Annotated in this window: 25 protein-coding genes; 14 read left to right on the forward strand and 11 right to left on the reverse strand. The window is 72.0% G+C overall.

The features are described from left to right. Positions 1 to 88: 88 nt before the first annotated feature. Complete coding sequence (locus tag ACFYOB_RS15320) at positions 89 to 730, reverse strand: vitamin K epoxide reductase family protein (protein WP_388559961.1); 642 nt, start codon at positions 728 to 730, stop codon at positions 89 to 91. 192 nt (positions 731 to 922) lie between these two features. Between ACFYOB_RS15320 and ACFYOB_RS15325 the strand changes: the two genes are divergently transcribed. Beyond that, positions 923 to 1,693, forward strand: a complete 771-nt coding sequence (locus tag ACFYOB_RS15325; RefSeq protein ID WP_388559963.1) for a DUF6227 family protein — start codon at positions 923 to 925, stop codon at positions 1,691 to 1,693. Positions 1,694 to 1,754: 61 nt separating this feature from the next. Here the strand turns inward: ACFYOB_RS15325 and ACFYOB_RS15330 are convergent, their stop codons facing one another. Continuing rightward, the gene (locus tag ACFYOB_RS15330; protein ID WP_388559964.1) at positions 1,755 to 3,350 is read right to left on the reverse strand and encodes an MFS transporter; all 1,596 of its coding nucleotides are present in this window, start codon (positions 3,348 to 3,350) and stop codon (positions 1,755 to 1,757) included. Between the two features lie 62 nt (positions 3,351 to 3,412). Here ACFYOB_RS15330 and ACFYOB_RS15335 point away from each other — a divergent pair, with 62 nt between their 5' ends. Next, positions 3,413 to 4,369, forward strand: coding sequence for a helix-turn-helix transcriptional regulator (locus tag ACFYOB_RS15335; protein WP_388559966.1), 957 nt, complete (start codon positions 3,413 to 3,415; stop codon positions 4,367 to 4,369). Between the two features lie 88 nt (positions 4,370 to 4,457). Here the strand turns inward: ACFYOB_RS15335 and ACFYOB_RS15340 are convergent, their stop codons facing one another. Beyond that, on the reverse strand, positions 4,458 to 5,435 hold the full coding sequence (locus tag ACFYOB_RS15340; protein WP_388559968.1) for an RNA polymerase sigma factor RpoD/SigA: 978 nt from the start codon (positions 5,433 to 5,435) through the stop codon (positions 4,458 to 4,460). 194 nt (positions 5,436 to 5,629) lie between these two features. Between ACFYOB_RS15340 and ACFYOB_RS15345 the strand changes: the two genes are divergently transcribed. Both ACFYOB_RS15345 and ACFYOB_RS15350 read left to right on the forward strand, forming a co-directional pair. Further along, entirely contained in the window at positions 5,630 to 6,163 is a 534-nt protein-coding gene (locus ACFYOB_RS15345) for a GNAT family N-acetyltransferase (protein ID WP_388559969.1), read from the forward strand. A gap of 114 nt (positions 6,164 to 6,277) precedes the next feature. Next, complete coding sequence (locus ACFYOB_RS15350; protein ID WP_388559970.1) at positions 6,278 to 6,904, forward strand: Uma2 family endonuclease; 627 nt, start codon at positions 6,278 to 6,280, stop codon at positions 6,902 to 6,904. On the opposite strand, the gene ACFYOB_RS15355 is transcribed toward ACFYOB_RS15350, so the two are convergent. The 3 genes from ACFYOB_RS15355 to ACFYOB_RS15365 form a co-directional block, all read right to left on the reverse strand. After that, complete coding sequence (locus tag ACFYOB_RS15355) at positions 6,901 to 7,668, reverse strand: dioxygenase (protein ID WP_388560243.1); 768 nt, start codon at positions 7,666 to 7,668, stop codon at positions 6,901 to 6,903. The two genes, ACFYOB_RS15350 and ACFYOB_RS15355, sit on opposite strands and share 4 nt — an antisense overlap. 133 nt (positions 7,669 to 7,801) lie before the next feature. After that, the gene (locus ACFYOB_RS15360; RefSeq protein ID WP_388559972.1) at positions 7,802 to 9,355 is read right to left on the reverse strand and encodes an MFS transporter; all 1,554 of its coding nucleotides are present in this window, start codon (positions 9,353 to 9,355) and stop codon (positions 7,802 to 7,804) included. Positions 9,356 to 9,417: 62 nt separating this feature from the next. After that, positions 9,418 to 10,116 carry a TetR/AcrR family transcriptional regulator gene (locus ACFYOB_RS15365; protein ID WP_388559973.1) on the reverse strand — a complete coding sequence of 233 codons (699 nt, stop codon included), beginning with the start codon at positions 10,114 to 10,116 and terminating at the stop codon, positions 9,418 to 9,420. 250 nt (positions 10,117 to 10,366) lie between these two features. On the opposite strand from ACFYOB_RS15365, the gene ACFYOB_RS15370 reads away from it, so the two are divergent. From ACFYOB_RS15370 to ACFYOB_RS15400, 7 genes are all read left to right on the forward strand, one after another. Further along, the gene (locus ACFYOB_RS15370; protein WP_388559975.1) at positions 10,367 to 11,653 is read left to right on the forward strand and encodes a M6 family metalloprotease domain-containing protein; all 1,287 of its coding nucleotides are present in this window, start codon (positions 10,367 to 10,369) and stop codon (positions 11,651 to 11,653) included. A gap of 31 nt (positions 11,654 to 11,684) precedes the next feature. After that, complete coding sequence (locus ACFYOB_RS15375; protein ID WP_388559977.1) at positions 11,685 to 12,077, forward strand: molybdopterin-binding protein; 393 nt, start codon at positions 11,685 to 11,687, stop codon at positions 12,075 to 12,077. A 76-nt stretch (positions 12,078 to 12,153) separates the two neighbouring features. Beyond that, positions 12,154 to 12,930: an RNA polymerase sigma factor gene (locus ACFYOB_RS15380; protein WP_388559979.1), complete on the forward strand. Its 777-nt coding sequence runs from the start codon at positions 12,154 to 12,156 to the stop codon at positions 12,928 to 12,930. Continuing rightward, positions 12,927 to 13,649 (forward strand): hypothetical protein, encoded by a 723-nt coding sequence (locus ACFYOB_RS15385; protein ID WP_388559981.1) that lies wholly within the window; start codon positions 12,927 to 12,929, stop codon positions 13,647 to 13,649. Before ACFYOB_RS15380 ends, ACFYOB_RS15385 begins: the two co-directional genes overlap by 4 nt. Before the next feature lie 41 nt (positions 13,650 to 13,690). Continuing rightward, positions 13,691 to 14,209: a hypothetical protein gene (locus ACFYOB_RS15390; RefSeq protein WP_388559983.1), complete on the forward strand. Its 519-nt coding sequence runs from the start codon at positions 13,691 to 13,693 to the stop codon at positions 14,207 to 14,209. A 35-nt stretch (positions 14,210 to 14,244) separates the two neighbouring features. Next, the gene (locus ACFYOB_RS15395; RefSeq protein WP_388559985.1) at positions 14,245 to 16,554 is read left to right on the forward strand and encodes a bifunctional polysaccharide deacetylase/glycosyltransferase family 2 protein; all 2,310 of its coding nucleotides are present in this window, start codon (positions 14,245 to 14,247) and stop codon (positions 16,552 to 16,554) included. Between the two features lie 58 nt (positions 16,555 to 16,612). Beyond that, positions 16,613 to 16,891: a hypothetical protein gene (locus tag ACFYOB_RS15400; RefSeq protein ID WP_388559987.1), complete on the forward strand. Its 279-nt coding sequence runs from the start codon at positions 16,613 to 16,615 to the stop codon at positions 16,889 to 16,891. Here the strand turns inward: ACFYOB_RS15400 and ACFYOB_RS15405 are convergent. The 4 genes from ACFYOB_RS15405 to ACFYOB_RS15420 form a co-directional block, all read right to left on the reverse strand. Beyond that, positions 16,869 to 18,233, reverse strand: a complete 1,365-nt coding sequence (locus ACFYOB_RS15405) for a YhgE/Pip domain-containing protein (RefSeq protein WP_388559989.1) — start codon at positions 18,231 to 18,233, stop codon at positions 16,869 to 16,871. The two genes, ACFYOB_RS15400 and ACFYOB_RS15405, sit on opposite strands and share 23 nt — an antisense overlap. Positions 18,234 to 18,262: 29 nt before the next feature. Continuing rightward, positions 18,263 to 19,249 (reverse strand): LLM class flavin-dependent oxidoreductase, encoded by a 987-nt coding sequence (locus ACFYOB_RS15410; RefSeq protein WP_388559991.1) that lies wholly within the window; start codon positions 19,247 to 19,249, stop codon positions 18,263 to 18,265. After that, positions 19,242 to 20,480: an LLM class flavin-dependent oxidoreductase gene (locus tag ACFYOB_RS15415; RefSeq protein ID WP_388559993.1), complete on the reverse strand. Its 1,239-nt coding sequence runs from the start codon at positions 20,478 to 20,480 to the stop codon at positions 19,242 to 19,244. The genes ACFYOB_RS15410 and ACFYOB_RS15415 overlap by 8 nt, the downstream gene beginning before the upstream one ends. A 99-nt stretch (positions 20,481 to 20,579) precedes the next feature. Then, on the reverse strand, positions 20,580 to 21,308 hold the full coding sequence (locus ACFYOB_RS15420; protein ID WP_388559995.1) for a thioesterase II family protein: 729 nt from the start codon (positions 21,306 to 21,308) through the stop codon (positions 20,580 to 20,582). Between the two features lie 189 nt (positions 21,309 to 21,497). On the opposite strand from ACFYOB_RS15420, the gene ACFYOB_RS15425 reads away from it, so the two are divergent. After that, entirely contained in the window at positions 21,498 to 22,103 is a 606-nt protein-coding gene (locus ACFYOB_RS15425) for a TetR/AcrR family transcriptional regulator (RefSeq protein WP_388559997.1), read from the forward strand. A gap of 89 nt (positions 22,104 to 22,192) precedes the next feature. On the opposite strand, the gene ACFYOB_RS15430 is transcribed toward ACFYOB_RS15425, so the two are convergent. Then, positions 22,193 to 22,669, reverse strand: a complete 477-nt coding sequence (locus ACFYOB_RS15430; protein ID WP_388559999.1) for an SRPBCC family protein — start codon at positions 22,667 to 22,669, stop codon at positions 22,193 to 22,195. A 674-nt stretch (positions 22,670 to 23,343) separates the two neighbouring features. On the opposite strand from ACFYOB_RS15430, the gene ACFYOB_RS15435 reads away from it, so the two are divergent. Continuing rightward, the gene (locus ACFYOB_RS15435) at positions 23,344 to 24,294 is read left to right on the forward strand and encodes a VlmB-like protein (protein WP_388560001.1); all 951 of its coding nucleotides are present in this window, start codon (positions 23,344 to 23,346) and stop codon (positions 24,292 to 24,294) included. Then, positions 24,294 to 25,178 (forward strand): alpha/beta fold hydrolase, encoded by an 885-nt coding sequence (locus ACFYOB_RS15440; RefSeq protein ID WP_388560003.1) that lies wholly within the window; start codon positions 24,294 to 24,296, stop codon positions 25,176 to 25,178. Before ACFYOB_RS15435 ends, ACFYOB_RS15440 begins: the two co-directional genes overlap by 1 nt. Positions 25,179 to 25,321: the final 143 nt, after the last annotated feature.

Genomic DNA, 25,321 nt, shown 5'->3' on the forward strand with positions numbered 1-25,321 from the left:
TCCGGGCCCCGTGCCCGACCAGGTTGCGTGACGCACAGAGGGCCCCGGCGGCGTCCAGCTGCCGGGGCCCTCGTGCGCACCTCCGCCGTCAGCCGGTCCAGAAGTCCCACCACCGGGTGAGGATCAGCATGCCGATCACTCCGGTGTGCAGGGCGGGCGGTGCCCAGCCGAACTCGGTGAAGAAGCCCCGCAGCGGGCCGGGGGCGGGGAGTACGCCCGTACGCGCGTTGTGCGCGGTGACCGCCCAGAACATCAGCAGCGTGGACACCCAGGCCAGGCAGCACCACAGGCAGAGCGCGTTGATCTCGTAGAGCGACTGGACCATCAGCCAGGAGCAGAAGCCGACGCCGAAGAGCGTCCCCGCGTTCAGGCCCAGCCAGAACCAGCCACGGTAGCGGGCGCCGGCCAGCAGGCCCGCGCCGGCGCACACCACGACGGCGTAACCGACCAGCCCCAGCATGGGGTTGGGGAAGCCGAAGGCCTGCGCCTGCTCGCTCTGCATCACGCTGCCGCAGGAGACCACCGGGTTGAGACTGCAGGCGGGCTTGAAGTCCGGGTCCTCCAGCAGGAGGAACTTGTCGAGCGTGATCACCCAGGAGGCCAGCAGCCCGGCCGCCCCGGTCAGTGCCAGCAGCCAGGCCAACCCTCTCGGTGCGGCCGCCTGTTCGCTCTCGTTCCGGGTGCTGGGCTGCCCCTGCTGGCGGGGAACGCCCACTGTATTCGTTGCCATGTGGCCCATAGTCCCGCGCTCCTCCACAGAGCGGGCCTAACCGTGCCCATCCATACGCAAGTTGACCTGAAGGGGTGGCGGGAACCCCTGTTGCTTCCCGGACGTTTTACCGAACCCCGGACGTGATGTCAGGCCCAGGGGTTACGTTGAGCATCTGCGAAGTGACAAGCTGCGACGGCCTGGAGACCCACCTTGAGCGATCCGTACGAGACAACCGAGGCGCACCTCGACCGACTCCTCGGCCGCGCCCTGAACTCCTTCGACCTGCCCGACAGGTTGGTCGAGCGCCTCGGCACGGCGCTCGCGCACAGCTCTTCGCTGTACAGCACCCACCACAGCCCGGCGACGGGCGTCTGGCGGGAGACCCACCAGCACACCTACCTGCTGGCCGACGGCGGTTCGGCGGCGCTGTGGGAGCTGGCGTACCGGCAGGAGGGTGACCGGACGGTCCGGCACGAGATCTTCATGAGCAAGGCGGAGACCTGCCTGGCCGTGGCCCGGCTGTTCGGTGAGGTCCCGGCCCAGGCCGCCCTGGACCCGGCGTTACTCCCGGGCGACGAGGAGCCCGACGACGACGTGGCCGCGCTGGCCGCGCTGTTCGCGGCCGGTGCGCCGGCGCACCGGTACCGGGAGTACGCGGTGGAGCAGTCCGCCGACCACGCCCGGCGGGTGCTGCGCCGCGCGGAGAACACGGACCGTCCCGGCCAGTCGGTGGCGGAGCGCCTGCGGTCGGCGTACGCCCACCAGATCACGCAGTCGTTCGGCGGCGGGCCGTGCCTGCCGGGCGAGCGGGACGTGGCCTTCAGCCTGTACGAGCACGCCTTCGTCCTGCTGGACGGGAGCGAGGTCAGCCTGTGGGAGGTCGAGCACACGGCGACGCCGGACGGGCGGCACATGTGCGAGGTGTACGAGAGCGAGGCCGCCGCGCGCGGAGCCATGGAACTTCGCCCGCGGGTGCGGTGACGGAAACGGACATGCCCGCCCCTGAGGGGCGGGCATGTCCGTGGACGGGAGTCGGCCTGCGTCAGACGGCCGGGACCTTGTCCGTGGCCGCGTCCGGAGCCTGCGCCGCGTCCGGGGCCGGGGCCTGGTGCTCGGAGCCGCCCTCGCGCTGCTCCATCGGGATCGAGGTGCGCGGCAGCATGAACATCACCGCCCAGATCACCACGAGGACGGCGACGATCCACCACATCGCGCTGCGGAACGCGTCGACGTACGGGGCGCCGAAGGCCATCTCGTTCTCGATCACGCCGAAGTACACGACGGAGGTGAGGCCGAGGCCGAGGGCGTTGCCCATCTGCATGGTCGAGTTGATCAGCCCGGAGGCGGATCCGGCGTGCTCGCGCGGCACCTCGGACAGCACGGCGTCGGTGAGCGGGGCCACGATCAGGCCCATGCCGAGGCCCATGACGGCGAGCGGCGCGGCCATCTGCCAGGAGGCGATCTCCATGCCGTAGTGCGCGGACTCCCAGATGTAGAGGAGCACGCCCGCGGCCATGGTGAGCGCGCCCGCCTGGAGCACCTTGCGGCCGAAGCGCGGTACGAGCTTCTGGACGGACATGCCGGCGGCGACCGAGACGGCGATGGAGAAGGGGATGCCGGTGGTGCCGGCGCGCAGCGCGCTCCAGCCGAGGCCCAGCTGCATCATGAGCGTCCACACCAGGAAGAAGATGCCGGTCGCGATGCCGAAGGTGAGCTGGACGGCGATACCGCCGGCGAAGCTCCTGACCTTGAAGAGGGAGAGCTCGACGAGCGGCGAGCCGTCCTTCCTGATCTTGTGCTTCTCGTAGGCGATGAAGCCGACGATCACGAGGGGCACCGCCCCCATGCAGACGAAGCCCCACAGCGGCCAGTCGTTCTCCCGGCCCTGGGTGAGCGGGTAGATCAGCATGACCATGGCGGCGGTCGCGAGGACGACACCGACCAGGTCCAGGCGCAGCGCGTTCGGGGCCTTGGACTCGGTGATGAACTTGCGGCCCAGGATCACGCCCGCGATGCCGACGGGCAGGTTGATCAGGAAGATCGGGCGCCATTCGAGACCGAACAGGTTCCACTGGGTGAGCAGCGCGCCGAGCATCGGGCCCGAGACGGCGCCGAGACCCACGATCGCGCCGAACATGCCGAAGACCTTGCCGCGCTCGTGCGGCGGGAAGGTGACGTGGATGATCGACAGCACCTGCGGCACCATCATGGCGGCCATGCCGCCCTGGAGGATGCGGGAGGCGACGAGGATGCTCGGGTTGGCGGCGATGCCGCAGAGCAGCGAGGCGGCGGTGAAGCCCGCGATACCGATGAGGAAGAGCCGCTTGCGGCCGTAGATGTCACCGAGGCGGCCGCCGGTGATCAGGCCGGCGGCGAAGGCGAGCGCGTAGCCGGCGGTGATCCACTGGATCGCGCTGGTGGAGGCGTTCAGGTCCTGGCGCATGCTGGGTATGGCTATGTTGACGATGGTGACGTCGACCAGGTCCATGAAGGCCGCGGTCATCACGATGGCGAGCGCCAGCCAGCGGCGGCGGTCGGCGGGTGAGCCGTTCGTGGGTGCGGGGGCTGTCTCGGTCCGCTCTTCTTGTACGGGCCCGTTCTCTCTTTCGGGCGATGTCTTGGACGTCTCGGTGCTCATGGAGAGAAACCTAGACCCGATGTAGGTCAGACAGTGTCCTATTTCGCTGGCAACCTGTTGCCATGACCGACACTCCGGCACGGCTGCTCTCCCTGCTGTCCCTCCTCCAGACCCCGCGCGAATGGCCGGGGAGCGAGCTGGCGCAGCGACTGCGGGTGAGTTCCCGGACGATCCGCCGCGACATCGAACGGCTGCGCGACCTCGGGTACCCGGTGGAGGCCACGCTGGGGGCGGAGGGCGGATACCGGCTGGTGGCGGGAGCTGCGATGCCGCCGCTGCTCCTCGACGACGAGGAGGCGGTGGCGATCGCGGTGGGGCTGCGCGCGGGCGCCGGGCATGCGATCGAGGGGGTCGAGGAGGCCTCCGTGCGGGCCCTGGCCAAGCTGGAGCAGGTGCTTCCGTCGCGGCTGCGGCACCGGGTGAGCGTGCTCCAGTCGGCCACGACCGCGCTGGCCCGGGGGGACGGGCCGAGCGTGGACCCGGGGACGCTGACGACGATGGCGTCGGCGGTGGCGGGTCCGGAGCGGCTGCGGTTCGCGTACCGGGCGGGGGACGGGGTCCGGTCGCGTCGGCTGGTGGAGCCGTACCGGCTGGTGAGCACGGGGAGCCGCTGGTACCTGGTCGCCTATGACCTGGAGCGCGAGGACTGGCGGACCTTCCGGGTGGACCGGGTGGGCGAGGCGTTCGCGACGGGCGCCCGGTTCGTGGCGCGGCAGCTGCCGATGGACCCGGAGGAGTTCGTGCGCAGGGGGCTGCGGGGCCGGGAGACGACGTACGCGGTCGAGGCCACCTTCGAGACGGACGTGGCGGAGCTGCCGGGATGGCTGCGGGAGTCGGCGGTCGGGGATGCGGGCGGCGACGACGGCCGGACGCGGGTCCGGTTCGAGACCGCGGACGCCCCGGAGTGGCTGGTGGCGCGCCTCGCGCTGACGGGGGTGCCGTTCACGGTGCAGGCACCGGCCGCGCTGGCCGCGGCGGCGCGGGCGCTGGGGGCGCGGCTGGCGGGGGCCGGGGCGTAGCGGAGAGCGATGCCGGAGCCATGGGTGCCGGGGCACGAGGGAGCCCCGGCACCTGGGGGGGATAGGTGCCGAGGCTCGTCCGGGGGCGTCAGGCCACGGCGTCGAAGCCGGTGTCGCGGGCCATGCGCTTGAGTTCCAGCAAGGCGTGCTTCTCGATCTGGCGGATCCGCTCACGGGTCAGGCCGTGCTGCTTGCCGACCTCCGTCAGGGTCCGCTCGCGGCCGTCGACGATGCCATACCGCATCTTGATGATCGACGCGGTGCGCTGGTCGAGCTTGCCGAGCAGGTCCTCCAGCTCCTCGCTGCGCAGCAGCGAGAGCACGGACTGCTCGGGGGAGATCGCGGAGGTGTCCTCCAGGAGGTCACCGAACTGCGTCTCGCCCTGGTCGTCCACCGACATGTTCAGGCTGACCGGGTCGCGCGCCCAGTCCAGTACGTCGCCCACGCGCTTCTCCGTCGAGTCGAGCTCGGCGGCGATCTCGGCGTGCTCCGGTTCGCGGCCGTTCTCGCGGTTGAACTCGCGCTGGATACGGCGGATCCGGCCGAGCTCCTCGACCAGGTGGACGGGGAGGCGGATGGTGCGGGACTGGTCCGCGATGGAGCGGGTGATGGCCTGGCGGATCCACCACGTCGCGTACGTGGAGAACTTGAAGCCCTTGGCGTAGTCGAACTTCTCGACCGCGCGGACCAGGCCGGCGTTGCCCTCCTGGATGAGGTCGAGGAGGGGCAGACCACTGCGCGGGTAGCGGCGGGCGACGGCCACCACGAGGCGCAGGTTGGAGCGGATGAAGACTTCCTTGGCGCGCTCGCCTTCGGCGGCCAGCGCCTCCAGTTCCTCGCGCGCGGGCGTCTCGCCCTCGCGCTCTATGACTCCGTCGAGGATCTGCTGGGCGTACACGCCCGCCTCGATGATCTGGGACAGCTCCACTTCCCTGGCGGCGTCGAGCAGCGGGGTCCGTGCGATCTCGTCCAGGTACATGCCGACCAGGTCGCGGTCTGCGATCTCCCCGCCCACAGCGCGAGCGCTGCTCGTGGACTGACGACGGGCGACGGCGCGGGTTGCCATGCGTGCTCCCTAGCGATGAGTTCGGTCGCGGTGCGGCTGCCGGACGGCACCGGTGGTGCGGTGTGCGTCCCCGGACACTCTCCCGAGTGCCCGCATCCGAAGGAAACAACGACTGGAATCAGGACAGAATTCCCACGTCTCCCTCTCGTTTTCGAGATCTTGCAGTATCCTGCCCCGCCACGAGAGGGGACAGCGTGCCGCAAGAACACGAAGAGGTGCAGGTCAGGCCCGGAACAGAGGCCGACCTGGCAGCCCTCACGGACGTGTACAACCACTACGTCCGCGAGACCGCCGTCACCTTCGACACGGCCGTCTTCACTCCGGAACAGCGCCGCCCGTGGCTGCACTCCCACCCTGAAGACGGCCCTCACCGCCTTCTGGTTGCCTGGACCGGCCATCGAATCGCTGGATACGCGACAAGCAGCCCTTTCCGTCCGAAACCGGCCTACGCGACATCGGTGGAGGCCAGCGTCTACCTCGCCCCGCACGCGGTGGGCCGGGGCGTGGGGACGGAGCTCTACGGCGCCCTCTTCGCGGCCCTGGCCGAGGAGCCGGTCCACCGCGTGTTCGCCGGCGTCGCCCTCCCGAACGAGGCCTCGGTCCGCCTCCACGAACGCTTCGGCTTCCGCCGGGTCGGGGAGTTCACGGAGGCGGGCTGGAAGTTCGGCCGCTACTGGGACGTGCGGTGGTACGAGAAGACCCTGGGGCCGGGCCACCCGTCCGGGTGAGGCGTTGGCACATTCCTGCGGGCACGGGACAGCGCCTCACCCGGACGGGTGGCGGGGAGTCGTTTGTGCCGCCTGGTCGGCGACGCCCACACTTGACGAGGAGGTGCTGCACCCATGACCGCTCTCGCCCACGAGGCCGCCACACCCCATTCCGATCTGGACGAGGCCCTGTGGCTCGCATGGCAAGCCGCAGTCGACAAACTCCCCGAGGGCTTCCACGCCGAGATCATCGAGGGGTCCATCGAAGTGTCGCCGACCGGTCGCTACTCGCACGGCGAGACCGCCAACGACCTGCGTGACAGCCTTGTGGTGTTCCTGGCCGGGAGCGGCTTCGCCGCTCGACAGGTCATGAACGTCATCCACAGGCGCAAGGTCTGGATTCCCGACCTCTTCATCGCGCCGAAGGACGCCGAGAAACACGTCACCGAGGACGGCATCGGCATCAAGGCCTCAGCCTTGGAACTCGTCGTCGAAGTCGTCTCCCCCGGGCGTGACAGCATCTCCCGCGGCCGCATCCGCAAGCGGCGGGCCTACGCCCGGGCGGGGATTCCCGTCTACATCCTGATCGACGACCATGACGACCGGGGCACCGTCACCGTGCTGAGCGCCCCCGATCCGGACAGGGCCGTTTACGACGATGAGGTCCGGGCGGCGTACGGGACGGCGATCACCATCCCGGCCGGGCCCGCCAAGGGGTTCGTCATCGGCGGGGACATCACCGGGCCCGGCCGGGAGGTCTAGCCGAACTGGAGCGAGCGCTTCGAGAGGCCCATCCAGAAGCCGTCCACCGCGTCGCGGCGGGTGGTGAGGTCGCCCGCCGCGTCCGCCGCGCCGAGGGTGACGAAGAGCGGGGCGAAGTGTTCCGTACGGGGGTGGGCCAGGCGGCCCGACGGGGATTTGGCCTCGAAGTCGAGCAGGGAGTCCAGGTCGCCTGCGGCCAGCGCCTCGTGGCCCCAGGCGTCGAATTCGGCGGACCAGGACGGCACGCCCGGGCCCGTGTGCCGCAGCGCGGCCAGATTGTGGGTGAAGAAGCCGCTGCCGACGATCAGGACCCCCTCGTCGCGCAGGGGCGCCAGCTTGCGGCCGATGTCCATCAGGCGGCGCGGGTCCAGCGTGGGCATGGAGATCTGCAGGACCGGTATGTCGGCCTCCGGGAACATCTCCACCAGCGGGACGTACGCGCCGTGGTCCAGGCCGCGGTCGGGGATGTCCTGGACCGGGGTGCCGGGAGCCTGGAGGAGGCCCCGTACCGAGGCGGCGAGCCGCGGGGCGCCCGGGGCGTCGTACCGGACCCGGTAGTAGTGCTCGGGGAAGCCCCAGAAGTCGTAGACGAGCGGGGCCGGAACGGTTGCGCCGAGGGCGAGCGGAGCTTCCTCCCAGTGGGCCGAGACCATGAGGATCGCCGTGGGGCGGGGCAGTTCTGCGGACCAGGCGGCCAGTTCGCCCGGCCATACGGGGTCGTCCGCGAGCGGCGGCGCTCCGTGACTGAGGTAGAGCGCCGGCATGCGGGTCGGGGCGGTGGTCACGGGGGACGCTCCTCGGTCGTCGGTACGGAGTCACCCGAAAAGACTAACCCCGCTTGGTTCAAATTTGAACCAAGCGGGGTGGTCAGTCATTCCCGGGCGGGCGCCCCCGTCGTCAGTGGGCGATCACCGGAACCCTGAGCTCGGCTTCCCCGGCTCCTGCGGCAGCGCCGGAGCCGGCGCCCGAGGCCACCGGGCCGCCCGCGCCGGGACGGCCGGTGTTGATCAGGGTCAGCGCGATGGCCGAGCTGGCGGCCAGGATGCCGACCGCCCACCAGATGGCGGAGGAGTAGCCCTCGACCATGGCCTGCGCCTGGACGAGCTTGGCCGCGGCGCCGCCCGCCGAGGCCTCGGCCGCATGGTCGGTCAGGTACGCGGTGGTCGCCGAGGCGGCGATCGTGTTGAGCAGCGCGGTGCCGATGGCGCCGCCGACCTGCTGCGAGGTGTTGACCATGGCGGAGGCGACACCGGCGTCGGCCGGGTTCACCCCGTGCGTGGCCAGGGACATGGCCGGCATGAACGCCGTACCCATGCCGAGGCCGAGCAGCAGCTGCGCCGGCAGGATCAGCGCCGGGTACGAGGACCCGACCTCCAGCTGGGTCAGCAGGAGCATGCCGGTGGCGGCGAGCAGGAAGCCCGGGCCCATCAGCAGGCGCGGCGCGACCCGGGTCATGAGGCGGGCACCGATCTGGGTGGAGCCCGTGATCATGCCCGCGATCATCGGCAGGAAGGCGAAGCCGGTCTTGACGGGCGAGAAGCCCTTCACGACCTGGAGGTAGTAGGTGAGGAAGAGGAACAGGCCGAACATGGCGATGACGGCCAGGCCGAGCGAGAGGTAGACACCGCCACGGTTGCGCTCCAGCAGGACGCGCAGCGGCAGCAGCGGGGACTTCACCTTCGACTCGGTGTACACGAAGGCCGAGAGCAAGACCGCCGAGGCGATGAACATGCCCACGGTCGTCGCGTCCGACCAGCCGGCCGACTCGGCGCGCGTGAAGCCGTACACCAGGGCGACGAGACCGAGCGTGGACAGGGCCACGCCGGGGACGTCGAGCGGGGCGCGGTTGCGACCGCCGGCGGGCTCACGGACGACCAGCCAGGCACCCACGGCCGCGACGATCGCGAAGGGGATGTTGACGAAGAAGGTCCAGCGCCAGTTGAGGTACTCGGTGAGGAAGCCGCCGAGGATCAGGCCGACGGCGCCGCCGCCGCCCGCGATCGCACCGTAGATGCCGAAGGCCTTGGCGCGCTCCTTGGCGTCGGTGAACATCACCGCGAGCAGGGAGAGGGCCGCCGGGGCGAGCAGTGCGCCGAAGGCACCCTGGAGGGCGCGGGCGCCCAGCATCATGGCCTCGCCGTTCGCGGCGCCGCCGAGCGCGGAGGCAAGGGCGAAGCCGATGAGGCCGACGACGAAGGCGTTCTTACGGCCCCACTTGTCGGCGATGCGGCCGCCGAAGAGGAGCAGTCCGCCGAAGGCCAGCGCGTACGCGGTGATGACCCACTGGCGGTTGCCGTCGGAGATGCCGAGGTCGGTCTGGGCGGAGGGGAGGGCGATGTTCACGATGGTCGCGTCGAGCACGACCATCAACTGGGCCAGGGCTATGAAGACGAGTGCCTTCCAGCGGCTGGGGTCTGCAGCCAGCGGGGGTGTCGCGGCTGTTTTTGACATGGGGGTACCCACTTCACTGTGCGGAATGACTGAAAAAGGCTATTTCGAGAAGCTTGGGCGCGTCACATGGTTTTCTGCTTCAGGTCTTCCAGCGTGGCGGCCGAACCCGGCAGCACGGAGCGCGCCGGGGTGCGCAACCCGTCGAGGAACAGCTGGAGATGACGGTGGACGAAGCGGTCCACGTCGAGGCATGCGGTGCCGGGCAGGGGGCGGCTGAGCTGGGAGAGGGCGACCATCAGGTCGCCGACGCCGATGTCCGTGCGGACGAGTCCGGCGTCCTGGCCGGCCGTCAGCAGGGTCTCCACGGCGGCCTCCAAGGCGCCGCGCGCGGCGAGGAGTTCGGGGTGGTCACGGTCGAAGTCGTCGGCGAGCATGGGGCACAGGGCCCCGATCCGCTCGTCGGCGGCGGCGTGCGTGAACCGGCACAGCGCGGCGAAGGCGTCGGGCTCCTCGGCGAGGGAGGCCTCGGCCGAGGCGGTGACCTTGTCCATGACGAAGAGCACGACGTGGTGGACGAGGGCCGGGCGGTCCGGGAAGTGCCGGTAGAGGGTGGCGTTGCCGATGCCGGCCCGGCGGGCGACCTCGTCGAAGGGGGCGCCGGAGCCGTGTTCGACGAGCACCTCGCGGGCCGCCGCCAGGATCCGCTCGCGGTTGCGGACGGCGTCGGCGCGCGGGCGCGTCACCCGGGTCGCGGGGCCCGCGGGGGCCGCGGAGGCCGCACGCTCGGCGCCTGCCGCCGGGGCGGTGGTGGGGACCTTCATTCCGGAGCCTCCCTGACTCGGTGACACGTACGGGGCTCCGTTCGAAACGGGGAGCCGGTCCCCACTTGGGCGGACTCACATACAAACGGGGATCCGATCCCCGGTTATTTCACTCGTCCGTGTGACCTGACCCACACGCTGCTTCACGTTCGGCCTCTCTCGACGCGCGGGCGCGTCGCAGCCGTCGGAGGGTGAGCGAACAGAGCGCAGACCGGGCAGGCCGGCTGCCGCGGACTCGAAGGCGATCTCCATGCCGCAGACCCGCCACCGGATACGCAGACCACGCCGCACCAGCGCGTTCATCGCGCTGACCGCGCTGGCGCTCGGCGTCACGGCGACGGCGAGCACGGGGATATCCAGCCGTACCCACTCGGCGGCGGGGCCCGTGGCCACGACCGCCGAATCGGCTCTCGCGCCGTGCCGGATCACCGGCACGATGGGCGTGCAGATGTCCGAGGGCATGCCGACCCCGCCCGGGTACTCGCGCTCGACCGGCGAGGTCAGGGCGCTGAACCTGATGATCGACTTCCCCGACGCCAAAGGCGAGGGCTCGGCGCTGGACCGGCTGGCGGAGTTCTTCCCCCAGACCTCCGACTGGTTCCGCACCAGCTCCTACGGGCGGCTCAGCTACCGGGCCGAATCCCCGATAAGGACCTGGCTGCGGATGCCGATGCCCTTCGCGGCGTACGGGATCGAGCGCGGGTCCGCGTACGAACCGGGCTACCGGCAGCTCGTCGAGCACATCGCGAAGGCCGCCGACTCCGAGGTGGACTTCAGCAGGTACGACCTGATCAACATCCTGGTCACCCCGAACGCCGGGCCGTCCGCCCTGGACACGGTCCTGTCGGTGACCTTCTCCGGCAACGGAGAGGCGCCGACGGCCGACGGGGTGCCCCTGGCCAACACGTCCTTCGTCTACAGCCGGCAGGACGACGGCTCCGGCACCTACCGGGAGACCGGCTACCGGGTGCTCCCGCACGAGAACGGGCACGTCTTCGGACTGCCCGACCTCTACACCACCGACGGCGGCGGCGGCACGGTCGGGCACTGGGACATCATGAGCGAGGACTGGGGCGCCAACAACGACCTGCTGGGCTGGCACAAGTGGAAGCTGGGCTGGCTGGACAGCTCACAGATCAGCTGCGCGTCGAAGTCGGGCGTCAGCGACCACGTCCTGTCGCCGCTGGCGGCGGAGGGCGGGGCGAAGGCGAAACTGGCCTTCGTCCCGTTGTCGGAGAGCACCGGGTACGCGGTGGAGGTACGGACGCGGGCCGGCAACGACGAGGCCGTGTGCAAGCCCGGCGTCCTCATCTACAAGGTGGACTCGGACGTGGACACCGGGCGCGGACCGGTGATGGTGTCGGACAGCACGAGCGCGAGCGGCGGCTGCACCCGGCGGCCCAATGTGCACGCGGAACTGTCGGACGCACCGTTCCGGCCGGGCGAGACGTTCACCGACGAGAAGGCGGGCATCAGCGTCTCGGTGGTGGGCGAACTGCCCGACGGCAGCTACCGGGTGCGGATCATCCGGCCGTAGCAGGCGGCGTCCTGCGGCTTAAGGTGGGCGCATGGAGTCCTACACCATCGGACAGGCGGCGCGGCTGCTGGGCGTGAGCGTCGACACCGCTAGGCGGTGGGCGGACGCCGCACGCTTCCCGACCCGCCGGGACGGCAAGCGCCGCATCGTCGACGGGCCCGACCTGGCGGCCTTCTGCGTGGAAGCCGCCCAGGAAGGCGCCGAGGACGCGGACGCCCCGTACACCTCGGTCCGCAACGCCTTCCCCGGCATCGTGACCGGGATCAAGCTCGGCGACATCGCCGCGCAGGTCGAGATCCAGGCAGGACCGCACCGGGTGGTGTCGCTGCTGACCCGCGAGGCCGTCGAGGAACTCGGGCTGGAGGTCGGCATGCGGGCCACCGCCCGGGTGAAGTCCACCAGCGTGCACATCGACCGCGACTGAGCGCACCGGCTGAGCACGTCGACTGAGCACACCGGCTGAGCGCATCGGCTGAGCCGCCCCGGGCGCATGCCGCATCATGTCCCGCGTGCACAATGCGGAGGAGTTCGGCCCGGCCGACAGCGAAGCAGGCGTCCCCGGTGACATACGGGATCCGGACGCCATGTCCGACGAGATCAGAGCGGCACGGCAAGGGGACGAGGCGGCGTTCAGGGCGCTGTTCCGGGCGGTGCAGCCTGGGCTGCTGCGCTACCTGACCGTGCTGGTCGGGGAGGACGCCGAGGACGTGGCGTCCGGAACCTGGCTGCAGACGGCCCGCGATCTGGGCTCGTTCAGCGGGGACTTCGACGGGTTTCGCGGCTGGGTCGCGACGACCGGCCGCAACCGCGCGCTGGACCTGATGCGCCGCCGGGGCCGCCGGCCGCTTGCCGGCCTGCCCGTCGGCCACCTGCTCGACCGGCCGGGGGCCGAGGACACCGGAGGAGCCGCGCCGGCCGTGTCCGGTACGGCCGAAGCGCTGGCGCTGATATCCCGGCTGCCCCGCGATCAGGCGGAGGCCGTGCTGCTCCGGGTGGTCATGGACCTGGACGCGGAGGGCGCCGCCCGCGTCCTCGGCAAGAGACCGGGCGCGGTGCGCACGGCGGCACACCGCGGTCTGCGCAAGCTCGCCGAGCTCATCGAACAGCAAGAGGCGAACCCGCCGGGGAGCGGAGGGGGCGCGGACGGGGCGGGCGGAGCAGCGGGGGCAGAGGGGGCGGGCGGAGCAGCGGGGGCGGTCCGGCCGAAGCCGCGTTGGAAGAGTTTCACCGCAGGAGTGACACCGACGGCGCCTTCGACGCTGAAGAGCACGAGATGAGGAACCGAACCCACCGGATCGACAGCGACACTGCCGAGCGGCTGCTCGACGGCGCCGGGGTCGGCGCCGGTACCGACCACGACGCCCTCGTGAGGCTGCTCGCTGCCGCCGCCGCCCCCGCGGCCACGTGCGAACTGTCCGGCGAGGAGGCGGCCGTGGCCGTGTTCCGGACGGCTCGCCTTGCCCCGGCCGCCGTGTCCGGTGGATCCCGCACGCCCCGCACGTCCCGTTCGTCCAGGAAGCGGCCGGTGCGCGCGCCGGGCCTGCTCCTCGCCGCGAAGGTGGCGGCCGCCGTGCTGGCCTCCGCTGTCGGCGGTGTCGCCGTCGCCGCCGGTACGGGCCACCTGCCCGCCGTCATGGGCGGTGAGTCCGAGGACAGCGTTCCGGACCACTCGCCCTCGTCCACGCCCTCGGCCGGTACCGGGGCACCGGGCGCGCGGGCCCCGGGCACGCCCGCCGACTCGCCCTCCGCGGCACCTCCCGACCTGGCGGGTGGCCCGGGCGGAACGTCGAGCGGCTCGTCGGCTCCTCGGCCCCCGCACAGCCCTCACGGCTCCGCACCACCGGAGCAGACCGGCCGGCACGAGCCAGGTGATCGCCCCGGCACCCCTCGGCCGACCGGGACCCCGGGGGCGCCGGCCGCTCACCAGACCGGCCTGCCGGCCACCGCCCCGTCCCCGCCCCGCAAGGACGCACCGGCCACTCGCCCCACCGGGTGACCCCGCCGCTCCTCGTCCGCCACCCGTAGAGGCTGTCCACGATGCAACAACCGGCTCACCTGGACGACGACACGATGCAGCTCCCCCGCATCTCCGCTGTCGCCACGGACCCCCCCGCCCCCAGCCCGGTCTTCGTCGACTCCTCCGGTCGGCGCCAGCGCCGGGTACGCCGCCTCGGATGGTTGCTGGTGGTCCCCGCCGCCGCGTACATCGTGCTCCTGATCAGCTCACTGTTCGGCGGACCCACGCTCCAGTCCCCGTTCCTCCCGTCCCCGCGGGTCCCGGAGGGCGCCCAGAACAGGCCTCCCGTGGCCGAGCCGGGCTCCCCCTCACCCGGTGCCGCACGCCGTACCGGCCCGCCCGGCACCACGCCCCGGACGTCCCCCTCCCCGCCCGGCGCCACGGGAAAGACCCCGGCCGGGAATGGGACCGCCACCACCAGCGGGCCCGCTCCCTCCGCATCCACGGGGAGCGCTCCGGCGCCGGGGAACGGATCCGGCGGCCACGGCCGGCCGACCTCCCCGCCCGGCCAGGGCGGGAAGCCCACCGCTCACCCGTGACCCGCCCGGACCACCACAGGCAGGAAGCACACCCCTTGTCGAAGAACCGCCGCCTGCCCCGCGGCAGGCACAGCACCGTGCGCGACGTCCCCCTGCGCACCCACTGGCTGCTGCTGACCGCGCTCGTCCTCACCCTCTCGGCGGCGCTGCTGTTGCAGGGGTACAGCAAGCACATGTTCGACGCGAGGGCCGACGGCGCACCGCGCGGGGCGGGGTCGGCGGCGGCTGCCGTGCCGGCGCAGATCCGGTCGGGCGGCCCGGTCATCGACGGCGCCGCCGCGCGGACGGTCGGCCCCCAGCCCCGCACCATCGCCCTGACCTTCGACGACGGTCCCGACCCGGTCTGGACGCCGAAGATCCTGGACGTCCTGCGCCGCAACGACGTGCACGCGACGTTCTTCACCGTCGGCGCGCAGGTGGCGGCCCATCCGGAACTGGCCCGGCAGATCGTCGCGGACGGCCACCAGCTCGGCGTCCACACCTTCACCCACACCGACCTGGGCGCGGCATCCGAATGGCGGCGCTCCCTGGAACTGCGCGAGAGCCAGCTGGTCGTCGCCGGCGCCACCGGAGTCACCACCCCGCTGCTGCGCCCGCCCTACTCGTCGACCAACCGAGCGCTGGACGACGCCGGCTGGGCCACCGTCGCCCAGGCCGGACGAGAGGGGTACCTGACGGTCCTGACCACACTGGACAGCCAGGACTGGCGTCGCCCGGGTGTCGGGCAGATCGTCGCCAACGCCACCCCCGAGGGCGCCGGGGGCCAGGTCGTCCTGATGCACGACGCGGGCGGCGACCGCTCGCAGACCGTCGCGGCCCTGGAGCAGCTCGTCCCCCGGCTCAAGGGGGCGGGCTTCCGCTTCGCCACCGTCAGCGACGCGGTCGGCCTGCCGACGCCCACCCGCCCGGCCTCGACCGTCGACCGGTGGCAGGGACTCGCCCTGAGCCAGGCGCTGCGCGCGAGCGACTGGGTCCTCGAAGCGCTCGCCTGGCTGATGTGGGCGGCCGGTGCGATCAGCGTGCTGCGCGCGGTGGCGGTGTTCGTCGCCGCCCGCCGTCACGTGCGGATGCGCCGCAAGCCCTGGGGCAACCCGGTCACCGAACCCGCCAGCGTCATCGTCCCCGCCTACAACGAGAGCGCCGGCATCGAAGCAGCCGTCCGCTCCCTGGTCGCGTCGGACCATCAGGTGGAGATCATCGTGGTCGACGACGGCTCCACCGACGGCACGGCCGACATCGTCGAGGCCCTGCGCCTGCCCGGCGTGCACGTCATCCGCCAGCGGAACGCCGGGAAGCCGGCCGCACTCAACACCGGCATCGCCGCCGCGACCTGCAACCTGCTGGTCATGGTCGACGGTGACACCGTCTTCGAGCCGGACGCGGTCCGCATGATCGTCCAGCCCTTCGCGAACCGGCGCGTCGGCGCGGTGTCGGGCAACGCCAAGGTCGTCAACCGCGGCGGCCTGCTCGGCCGCTGGCAGCACATCGAGTACGTCGTCGGCTTCAACCTCGACCGCCGCCTCTTCGACCTCGCCGAATGCATGCCCACCGTGCCCGGGGCCATCGGCGCGTTCCGCCGCGAGGCCCTCCTGCGCGTCGGCGGCGTCAGCGACACCACCCTCGCCGAGGACACCGATCTGACCATGGCGCTGTGCCGGGACGGATGGCGCGTCGTCTACGAGGAACGGGCCAAGGCCTGGACCGAGGCTCCCGCATCACTCGGCGCACTCTGGAAACAGCGTTACCGCTGGTGCTACGGCACCCTCCAGGCCATGTGGAAGCACCGCGGCGCCCTCACCCAGCGGGGCCAGGCCGGGAAGCTCGGCCGTCGCGGCCTGCTCTACCTGCTGATGTTCCAGGTCCTGCTGCCGCTGCTCGCCCCGGTCGTGGACATCGTCGCCGTCTTCGGCCTCGTCTTCCTCGACCCCCTCCGGATCATCGGCCTGTGGTGCGCCTTCCTCGTCCTCCAGGCCCTGATGGGCCTGTACGCCTTCCACCTCGACGACGAGCGGCCCGGTCCACTGTGGAGCCTGCCGCTCCAGCAGTTCGTCTACCGCCAGCTGATGTACCTGGTCGTCATCCAGTCCGTGTTCACCGCGATCGCCGGATCCCGCCTGCGCTGGCAGCGCATGGAACGCTACGGAAGCCTCCAAGCCCCCGCGGAATCCGCCTCCCGGCCGCAGCCGCAACCGCACGCCTCGGTGCAGGTGCAGGCGCAGATGCCGGCGCCTGAGCCGGTCCACGGGGAGCCCGCCCACCTCGCCGGGACGCACATCGAGCGCTGGCCCCCGTACCCCGAGGAGACCGGGAGCACCGGTCGGCCGCCGGGCATGCCGCACTGGTAGCTCGTGGTTACGCTGGAGACGCGGAAGCCAACCGTGATGACCGGTGGGAGGCCCACTGATGAGACGACGCCATCACTTCCACGTCGATCACGCCGGGCACTCGGTCAGTGCCACCGTCCAGACGGGCCACCGGGTGGAGGTGGAGGTGCTCGTCGACGGCAAGGAGACGGGCCACGCGACGACGCACGACGACCACCCCGTCAGCGTGCCCGTGGAACTGCCCACGGATCCGCCGAGCACGGTATCGGTGCGCGCCACGCCCGGTCCGGGTGTGCCGCGCTGCTTCCTCGAGGTCGTCGGAGCCGATCCCCAGGTCATGTCCCCGCGCCCGTACTGAGCGGGAGGGCCACGGGCTCGGCGGCCCGCGGGGGCTGGAATTCGTGCTCCTGCGCACGGTGGTAGCCGCGACGGTCGTACCAGCGGCAGACCGCCCAACCGATGACCGCGGCCCCGACGGCATAGGCGCCCAGCACCCACCACGCCTGCCGCACCCGGTCGCCGGCACCGTCGAAGAACAGCAGCGACCGTACGCCCTCGACCGCATGGCGGGCGGGCAACGCCCTCCCCAGGGTGTCGAATCCACCGGGCAGGGCCTCCACCGGGAGGGCGCCCGCGGACAGCGGGACACCGACGAGGGTCACCGCGAACAAAGCCAGCACCTGGCCCGGCGCCCCGAACACGGCGAACAGGGCGAGGGTGAGCAGAGCGACGGCCGCGCACACGGTGCTGCAGAACAGCACGAACAGACCGGTGTCGTCGGGCTGGAAGTCGGTGCTCCACAAAGAGACGCCGGCGACGACGGCTCCTGCCGCACATCCCATCACCGCGCCGAGGACGGCCTTGGCCAGGAAGGTCGACGAACGGGCGATCCGGACGACGGGCCGGAGCTTGCGGCGTGGACCGACCTCGAGCGGCAGGTATCCGAGCCCCGCGTCGATGAGGGTCGTCAGCAGCGTGGCCGGGAGCAGCCCGGAGATGAGCAGCGCGATGGCGATGTAGAGCGGGGCGGCTCCGGCGCCCGACCCGACGGGTCCCGTCGACGGCTGGCGCACCACGGCGGTGACCTCGACGGGGTCGTCCAGCAGGGCCAGGAAGCCACCCGGCACCACCGCCTCCTTGGGCTGCGCGCCCTTGGCCCGGGACGTCCCCGTCCCCCCGTCCCGGGAGGAGGTCTCGGCGACCAGCTGAGCACCCAGTCGTCGCGATGCCTCCGCCACCGTCCGGCGTACCGCCTTGTCCGCCATCGACGCCGCCATGCCACTCACGCCGCGCGGGACGACGATCTCCATCACCGGGCGCCGGGCGGGCGTCCCGGTGCCCAGCAGGGACAGTGCCCGGCCGGTGAAGTCGCGCGGTACGACGAGCGCCGCATAGGCCTCTTGGCCGTCGAGCACCCGCCACGCGTCCTCGCGGGACGTGACCAGGCTCCACCGCACACGGCCGTCCTTCTGGGCGGCGCGCGCGATGCCGTCGGCAAGCTCGCGGCCCAGGTTCACGCTGCCGTGGGGGCCCGTACTCCCCTCGTCCTCGGCGACGAGGACGAGGGGCAGGTTGCGCAGCTGGTCGTCGGGGTCGGAAGACGGCCCCAGATAGCTGACGGTGCTCAGGGCGGCGAGCAGGGAACCGATCAGCACCACGATCCACGTGCGGGGCTGCTTCCACAATGTGCTGGCCCGCAAGGGGACCACCTCCGTCGGTCGGGGAGAGATCAGGCCGGGCAGCGGGAGGCGCGGTCGAGGGGACGTTCAAGTGCCAGTCGCTCGCGCAGCGTTCGGGCTCCGCGCGGCGCGCCCGACACGAGTCCGTGCTCCCGCAGCATCGGCAGCGTCCGGGTTGCGAAGAGCTCCAGTGAGGCAGGTCCGCCGGGCATCTCGACCAGCAGTCCGGCGGGCCGCTCCCCGAGGAGCAGTCGCCGGACGCGCTCGACCGTCTCGTCGGGCGCTTCGGCGGCGAGGGGCAGGGGGGCGATCCGCGGACGGCGGGACGCGCAGGGGTGGTCCGTCAGGTGGTAGTCGGGCACGTGGGGAGCCTCGGCGGAGGTGACCCATGTGGCCAGCGTCACGGGATGTCCCTGTGGTGGCCGGGCGATGTTCAGCGGACCGGCGACCTTGTAGTAGCGGCCCTCGTGGTCGGTGCGGTGCATGCCGTCGGACCTGAAGTAGGTTCCGGAGGCCCGGTCGTGCACGAACGCGTCGTCGTCGAAGCTGTCCCACAGTCCCGCGAGCACGGACAGGTACTCCTGCGCGCGCTGCCACGCCTCCTGGGCATCCTGCCGGGCCGGCAGACCGGCGGCTCGCTCGGTCGCGTCCGGTCGCAGGTCCAGCAGCACGCCGGCGCGTCCGCCGGACATGATGTCGAGGGTCGCCACCTCACGCGCCAGGTGGTAGGGCTCGTGCGACGCGGGGGATGCCTCGGCGATCAGGCCGATGCCCGTCGTACGGGGGGCGATGGCCGCCAGGACGGTGGCCGGTTCCAGTGCGGCAGAGCCTGCCGCACCGCTCCTGCGGATCACGAGTGCGTCGATGCCCGCCCTGTCGGCGCGGACCGCGGCGTCGGAAAGCCGTCGCAGCCACGATCCGGCCCCGCCTGCGCGAACCACGGCGCGAGGTGACGCATCGGAGTCCGGCCGGGGGTGCGTCGGAGCGGCGGCCAGGGCGACGAACACGGGCACGGGGGTCGGGGTCGGTTCAGGCACGGGCACCTCCGGCGGCGAGCGCACGGCGCGGCAGTCCGAGGTTCTGCCGCAGGTCGCTCCCCTCGTACGAGTGGGGGAAGATGCCGCGGCGCCACAGTTCCGGGACCACGAGGTCGACGAAGTCGGTCAGGGGCCGCGGGAGGAACGGGAAGGACATCATGAAGCCGTCCGCGCCCCGCTCCTCGTACCACTCCTGCATGTGGTCGGCGATCTGCGTCGGGGTGCCGGCGACGATCTGCCCGCTCAGGAAGTGCTCGGCCAGCCGGCGGGTGGTGAAGTCGTGCTCGCGCGCCATCCGGATCAGCAGCTCCCGCCGGCTCTGGCTCCGGTCGGTCGGCGGGATCTCGGGCAGCGGAGCGTCCAAGTCGTGGCCGGTGAGGTCGAGCCCGAGGTTCTCTTGCAGCCACTGGCGGGCCACGTCCTCGTGGACGAGGCCGCGCAGCGTCGCCAGATGGTCCTGCGCCTCGGCCTCGGTCCTGGTGACCAGGGGCCACAGCGCGGGCCAGATCTGCACGTGCTCGGGCCGGCGGCCGACCGCCCGGACCCGCTCCTTCACCTCGGCGTAGAACCGGCGGGCGCCGGGCAGGTCACGCTGGTCGGTGAAGACCACGTCGGCGTACCGGGCCGCGAAGTCGATGCCCGCCGCGGACGCGCCCGCCTGGAAGAGGACGGGGTGCTCCTGGACGGGCGGCAGGATGCCCGGCGCGCGGCCGCGGTGCGCCGCCTCCCACAGGGTTCGGACCTCGTCGACGCAGCTTTCCGCAAGTTTGTACCTCATGTCGTGCGGAACGGGTGTCCGGCCGAAGTTCGCCGCCTCCTGCGGCAGCACGGAGGTGACGATGTTCCATCCGGCGCGGCCCGCGGAGACCGTGTCGAGCGAGGCGAACCTCCCGGCCAGCTGATGCGCCTGCCAGTAGGTCGTCGAGCCGGTCGCGACCAGTCCGATGTGGTCCGTGGCCCCGGCGAGCCCGGCCAGCAGGGTGATGGGTTCGAAGTGGTCGGCCCTGGCACCCTTGTTGAGTCCGGGGCCTTCGCCCCACGGCGCGAGCAGATCGGGGCGGAAGATGGCGTCGATCCTGCCCCGTTCCAGTTCCGTGGCGAGGAACTCATGGAACGGATAGTCGAGTTGGCCCGACAGGCTGGCCTGCGGGTGGCGCCAGCCGGCCCAGTGGCCGCCGGATCCGTGTAGCAGAACTCCCAGCGCGAGGCGCCCGATGAGCGCGTGCGGCATGGCCGGTTCTCCCCTCGTGGGTGGTTGCGGTGCGGTGTTCGCGGCAGGCGGGTGAGGACGGCCGGATCCGTGACGGCGGACGGCGCCTCCCGGCGCCCCTCACCGTCCTGAGGTCTCCCGGACCGGAAGCCCGGCCGCGGCGGCTTGGGCACGGGCGGCCAGGAAGCGCGGCACGGTGTCGCTCTGCCACGGGAAGAAGTGGCCGCCGGGAAGGACGCGCAGCCCCTTCCACTGCCGTGCGTGACGCTGCCACTCGGCGACTTGGTCCGGCGGGTGGACCACGTCCTCGTCGCCGGCCAGCGCGTACAGGGGAACGGTCACGGGCTGCGCCGGCGAGGTGCGGGCCATGCCGAGGAGCCGGTAGTCGGCCTGGAGCGGACGCAGGAGGAGGGCTCGCATCTGCGGACTGGAGAGGACCTCGGCGGGCGTCGCTCCGAGCCGCGCCACGTGCTCCAGAAGGGCGTCGGGATCGTCGGCGAGCGAATGGTTGGCGCGTACGTCGATCAGTTCGGGCGGCGCCATCGCGGAGATCACGAGCCCCCGCGGAGGTGCGCCGAGCGCGCAGAGCGCCTGGCACACCCCGTAGGCGAGAAGCCCGCCCATGCTGTGGCCGAAGAGGATCAACGGTGCGGCGGGATCGCCGAGGTGGGGCAGCAGGCCCTTGACGACGTCGGCGACGTTCTCCTCGGGCAGCTCGGCGAGCCTGCGGCCGTGGCCCGGCAGCTCCGGTGCGATCAGCTCGGTCGACTGCGGAAAGACCGCGGACCAGGAGCGGTAGGCATCGGCCGATCCCCCGGCGAAGGGCAGACAGACAACACGGGATTTCATCGCGATTCCCCCTGGAGCGGGCGTGGACGCGGGGTCGGGGCGCTCCGTCGGATCCGGGGCCGTTCACCCCGGCATGGAAGTGCAACGCAACGTTGCGTTGCATTACGTGCGGTGCAACCATAGGACAGCGGTAGGCTTGATGCAACACAACGTTGCGTTTGGTCCTGTGGGGCCGGTCCGGAGGTCGCGATGGAGCCAGGCGGTAGCAAGCCGGACGAGCAGCCGGACAAGCAGCCGGACGGGAAACGGGGCGGGCCGCGCCGCAAGAACGAGATCTTCACCGCGTGTCTCGACCTGCTCACCGCACAGGGCTACGACGGGCTCACGGTCGAGGGGGTCGCCCAGCGCTCCGGCGTCAACAAGACCACCATCTACCGCTGGTGGCCGTCGAAATCGGAGCTGCTGCGCGACGCGCTACTGCACTCGGGCACGCTGTCGCTGGAGCCGCCCGATTCCGGGAGCCTCGCATCCGACCTGACCGCCCTCGCCACGCAGATCGAGACCCTCCTCGACAGCCCCCGGACACGCCCGGTCGTAGAGGCGGCCCTGGTAGGGGCGGTGCGCCACCCGGCCATGCGGGAGCTGGTGACCCACTTCCTCGAAGACCGGCTCGGGCGCCATCAGCCCATCTTCACCAGGGCGGTGGAGCGTGGTGAGCTACCCGCCGATTTCGACCCGGCCCTGCTGGTGGACGCCATGACCGGCGCACTGTGGATCCGGCTGCTGGTGCGCCGCAAGCCGGTGGAGAGCGGCTTCACCGACCGGCTGATCTCGTTGCTGCTGGACGGTATTTGAGCAGCGCCGCGCACCCCCGGCCGGGGCGGCGCGGCACTACGGCCCTGGGCCGGCGCAGGGGCCTGACGGGTCCGGCCCAGGGCCTGACCTCAGCCGCCCAGGGCGGCCTTGAGCCGGCCGAGCGTGGTGCGCATGCCGGCACGATTGACCTCCGCACGGTCGGCCGGGCGCGTACCGGTGAACACCCGCCCGAGGAACTCGGCAGTCCGGGCACCACGGCCCGTGCGCAGGTCCTCCCAGTACTCGGTGACCCTGGTGACGCCGCCCTCCGACCGGAAGCGGTAGCCCCACAGCGCCACCGGCAGTCCGAACGCAGTGACCCGGAAAGCGAATTCGGAGGGCCGGTCGGACCGGGTCACCCGGCACGTGGTGAACCAGACCAGCAGCCCCTTCCGGTTGAACCCGACGAACGCCGCCCCCTCGCGCGCCACGTGACCGCGATGCCAGACGGCGAAGCACTCCGGGCTCCACTTGCCCATGTTCCGCACGCACGAGACCGCGGCGTACACATCCTCGACAGAGGCGTCGACAAGGACGCTCTCCTCGACTTTCCATAAACGGTTCACAATTCCCCGGGCGGATCGAAGGGATGTCACGAGTCCGGACCGGCCGGACTTTAGCCAGGCGTGAAGCGGGGCGCAACAGAGAAGTGCCAGAAAAGCGGAAGACCGCCGTCCCCATCGGTGAGGACGCCTGGTGCGCCGAGATTCCCGGCCCGTCTCTCTTGACGGTGCCACGGCGGCACTCCTAACGTAGAACGAGTCGGATCGTTCTGATACCTGCCATGGTCGCACACGCCGACCTCGTGACGCGGCGGCGACGGGAGTGACGAGTGGAGGCATGTCCGGCCGCCGGCGGGCGGGCAGCGGCGGTCGCCGAGCGAGCACGGCGCACGGACGCGCCGAGGCGGCGGACCGCACCCCCGTGACGTCTTTCGTCGCGGCGCCATTCCCCCGCCCCCTGGAATTCCCGGGCAGCGAGCGAATCCCCTGACAGACGCCGGACTTCTCCTCGGAAATTCCGGGGCGCCGTTCCGGGCACCCCGCTCGTTCCATGAGAATGCTCCGCCGGATTCCCGGACCGCCCCGCCACCGAATACCGGAGACCGGCTCGTACGCATTTCACCCGGCCGCTCTTCCACCCGGATCTCCCGAGCTCGAAACCGTGCGGTGGGCTCTGCGACGGCCGCACGCCCCTGCTCACCACACCCCCGACGGAACACGACCCAAAGGACCGAACCGTGACCCGAATCCCCGTGGAAACCGACTGGGACAACGCCCCGGGCGTGCTCGACGGCGCCCGCGACCTCGAACTGACCCCTGGAATGTGCGACTTGCCGTACTGGCTGGAGCACGTGGCCGGTTCCATGCTGCGCAGGCTGTCGGACGGCACCGTCACCGCCGCGGGCCCCACCGAAGCCGTCCTGCGCCCCGGCCCGATGCGCGAGGCGCTCATCGACGAGTTCACCTTCCGGACGCTGGCCGAGGACAAGGCCACCCGTGCGCTGTCGTTCCTCGTCTTCCACGCCCCGGACCGGGACTGCCTGGAGTTCTACTCCACCCAGCTCGTCGACGAGGCGCGGCACGCCCGCGTGTTCCGCGACCACCTCCTCCTGGCGGGCCTGCCCGAGGAGGAGATAGCGGCTGCGGTGGCCCGGACCGCAGCGTCCTCTGGGGCCGCCGTCCTCGATCCCCTGGAGGAGTTCGGCCTGCACGTGCTGCGGGACCAGCAGGACTTCTACGGCGGCGTCCTCGTCCTCACCGTCCTGGTCGAAGGGATCCTCGCTCCCGCGGCCGAACTCAGCGAGCGCAAGTGGAAGCTCCTGGACCCCTCCGCCGCCCTGGTCGAGCGAGGAGCCAACATGGACGAGATCCGCCACCTGGCCGTGGGCAGCGCCGTCATACGCCAGTACCTCACGGAGCGGCCCGAGGCCCGGCCACGGCTGCTGGACCTCGTCAGGGAAGGGCGCCGCCTGTGGGACGAGCTCCCCATGAAGGACGTGCTCTACCGCAGGGAATCCCTGTTCCAGAAGGGTCTCGCCGAGCACGGCCACCTGCTGGGCGACTACGAGATCTGGCCGGGGCGGCGCCTGGTGGACAGCGGCATCGAGGAACGGATGGAAGCGGCGGAGCGCTGGTCACGCGAGACGCAGGACGCCCGGCTCCGCTACATGCTCCTCGACGAGTCGTGATGGCCGGCAGCCCCGCAGAACCCGGTACGTGGCGGATCCCGCTGGCCGGTGCGTCCGGCGCCGCGCCGTACGTCGCCGCGAAGGTCACCGACGCGGGACCCGCCCCGCGAGCCGTCGCCGTGATCTGGCCGGCCCTCGGTGTGAACGCCTCCTACTACGCACCGTTCTGCGGGCACCTGGCCGCCCGGGGCATCGCCTCCGTCGCCACGGACCTGCGGGGCCAGGGCGACAGCCGTCCCCGGGCCGGCCGGCGGACCCGGCACGGCTACCACGAGCTGGCCACCCGCGACTGGCCCGCGGTCATCGCCGCGACACGCGAACGCTTCGGCCCGGACGTCCCGCTCTTCCTGCTCGGGCACAGCATCGGCGGTCAGGTCAGCGTGCTGCACACGGCCCATGACCCCGAGGGAGCGGACGGCCTGGTCCTCGTCGCCGCCGGCTCGGTGGACCACCGCGGCTTCTCCGGCGCGGCCCGGCTGCGCGTGCTGGCCGGTACGCAGTTCATCTCCCTGGTCGCGTCGCTCTGGGGCTACTGGCCAGGGCACCGCCTCGGCTTCGGCGGGCGCCAGCCGGCCACGTTGATGCGCGACTGGGCCAGGATCTCCCGTACCGGCCGCTTCACCCCAGAAGGGTCGGACGCCGACTACGAGGCGAGCCTGGCACAGGTCACGCTCCCCGTGCTGGCGGTCTCCGTCGAAGGCGACCGCCTCGCGCCCGTCGGGGCCGTGGACCGCCTGTGCGCCAAGCTGCCCTCCGCGACGGTCGAGCGCTGGCACTTCGGCCAGGACCACGCCGAGCGGCTCGACCACGTCAGGTGGGCCCGCTCCGGTGCGGGCATCGCGGAGCGGATCTCCGACTGGCTCACGCAACGGCACTCGGTCTGAGCGCCCGACGGGGCGGGGGGCGCGGCCCCCCCCCCCCCGCCCCCCCCCCCCCCCCCGCCCCCCCGCCCGGCGGGGGGGGGGCCGCCCGCCCCCGCCCCCACCCACCGCGCCCAGCCCAGACATCCCCCCCACCCCCGCCCGCG

The organism is Streptomyces sp. NPDC006463, assembly GCF_042870715.1.
Classification (GTDB): domain Bacteria; phylum Actinomycetota; class Actinomycetes; order Streptomycetales; family Streptomycetaceae; genus Streptomyces.

Excerpts from the sequence above, each read along its gene's own strand:
- ACFYOB_RS15320 (WP_388559961.1), bottom strand. The coding sequence starts at position 730 with ATGGCAACGAATACAGTGGGCGTTCCCCGCCAGCAGGGGCAGCCCAGC.
- ACFYOB_RS15330 (WP_388559964.1), bottom strand. The coding sequence starts at position 3,350 with ATGAGCACCGAGACGTCCAAGACATCGCCCGAAAGAGAGAACGGGCCC.
- ACFYOB_RS15335 (WP_388559966.1), top strand. The coding sequence starts at position 3,413 with ATGACCGACACTCCGGCACGGCTGCTCTCCCTGCTGTCCCTCCTCCAG.
- ACFYOB_RS15340 (WP_388559968.1), bottom strand. The coding sequence starts at position 5,435 with ATGGCAACCCGCGCCGTCGCCCGTCGTCAGTCCACGAGCAGCGCTCGC.
- ACFYOB_RS15350 (WP_388559970.1), top strand. The coding sequence starts at position 6,278 with ATGACCGCTCTCGCCCACGAGGCCGCCACACCCCATTCCGATCTGGAC.
- ACFYOB_RS15355 (WP_388560243.1), bottom strand. The coding sequence starts at position 7,668 with ATGCCGGCGCTCTACCTCAGTCACGGAGCGCCGCCGCTCGCGGACGAC.
- ACFYOB_RS15360 (WP_388559972.1), bottom strand. The coding sequence starts at position 9,355 with ATGTCAAAAACAGCCGCGACACCCCCGCTGGCTGCAGACCCCAGCCGC.
- ACFYOB_RS15365 (WP_388559973.1), bottom strand. The coding sequence starts at position 10,116 with ATGAAGGTCCCCACCACCGCCCCGGCGGCAGGCGCCGAGCGTGCGGCC.
- ACFYOB_RS15370 (WP_388559975.1), top strand. The coding sequence starts at position 10,367 with ATGCCGCAGACCCGCCACCGGATACGCAGACCACGCCGCACCAGCGCG.
- ACFYOB_RS15375 (WP_388559977.1), top strand. The coding sequence starts at position 11,685 with ATGGAGTCCTACACCATCGGACAGGCGGCGCGGCTGCTGGGCGTGAGC.
- ACFYOB_RS15380 (WP_388559979.1), top strand. The coding sequence starts at position 12,154 with ATGTCCCGCGTGCACAATGCGGAGGAGTTCGGCCCGGCCGACAGCGAA.
- ACFYOB_RS15385 (WP_388559981.1), top strand. The coding sequence starts at position 12,927 with ATGAGGAACCGAACCCACCGGATCGACAGCGACACTGCCGAGCGGCTG.
- ACFYOB_RS15390 (WP_388559983.1), top strand. The coding sequence starts at position 13,691 with ATGCAACAACCGGCTCACCTGGACGACGACACGATGCAGCTCCCCCGC.
- ACFYOB_RS15400 (WP_388559987.1), top strand. The coding sequence starts at position 16,613 with ATGAGACGACGCCATCACTTCCACGTCGATCACGCCGGGCACTCGGTC.
- ACFYOB_RS15415 (WP_388559993.1), bottom strand. The coding sequence starts at position 20,480 with ATGCCGCACGCGCTCATCGGGCGCCTCGCGCTGGGAGTTCTGCTACAC.
- ACFYOB_RS15420 (WP_388559995.1), bottom strand. The coding sequence starts at position 21,308 with ATGAAATCCCGTGTTGTCTGTCTGCCCTTCGCCGGGGGATCGGCCGAT.
- ACFYOB_RS15425 (WP_388559997.1), top strand. The coding sequence starts at position 21,498 with ATGGAGCCAGGCGGTAGCAAGCCGGACGAGCAGCCGGACAAGCAGCCG.
- ACFYOB_RS15440 (WP_388560003.1), top strand. The coding sequence starts at position 24,294 with ATGGCCGGCAGCCCCGCAGAACCCGGTACGTGGCGGATCCCGCTGGCC.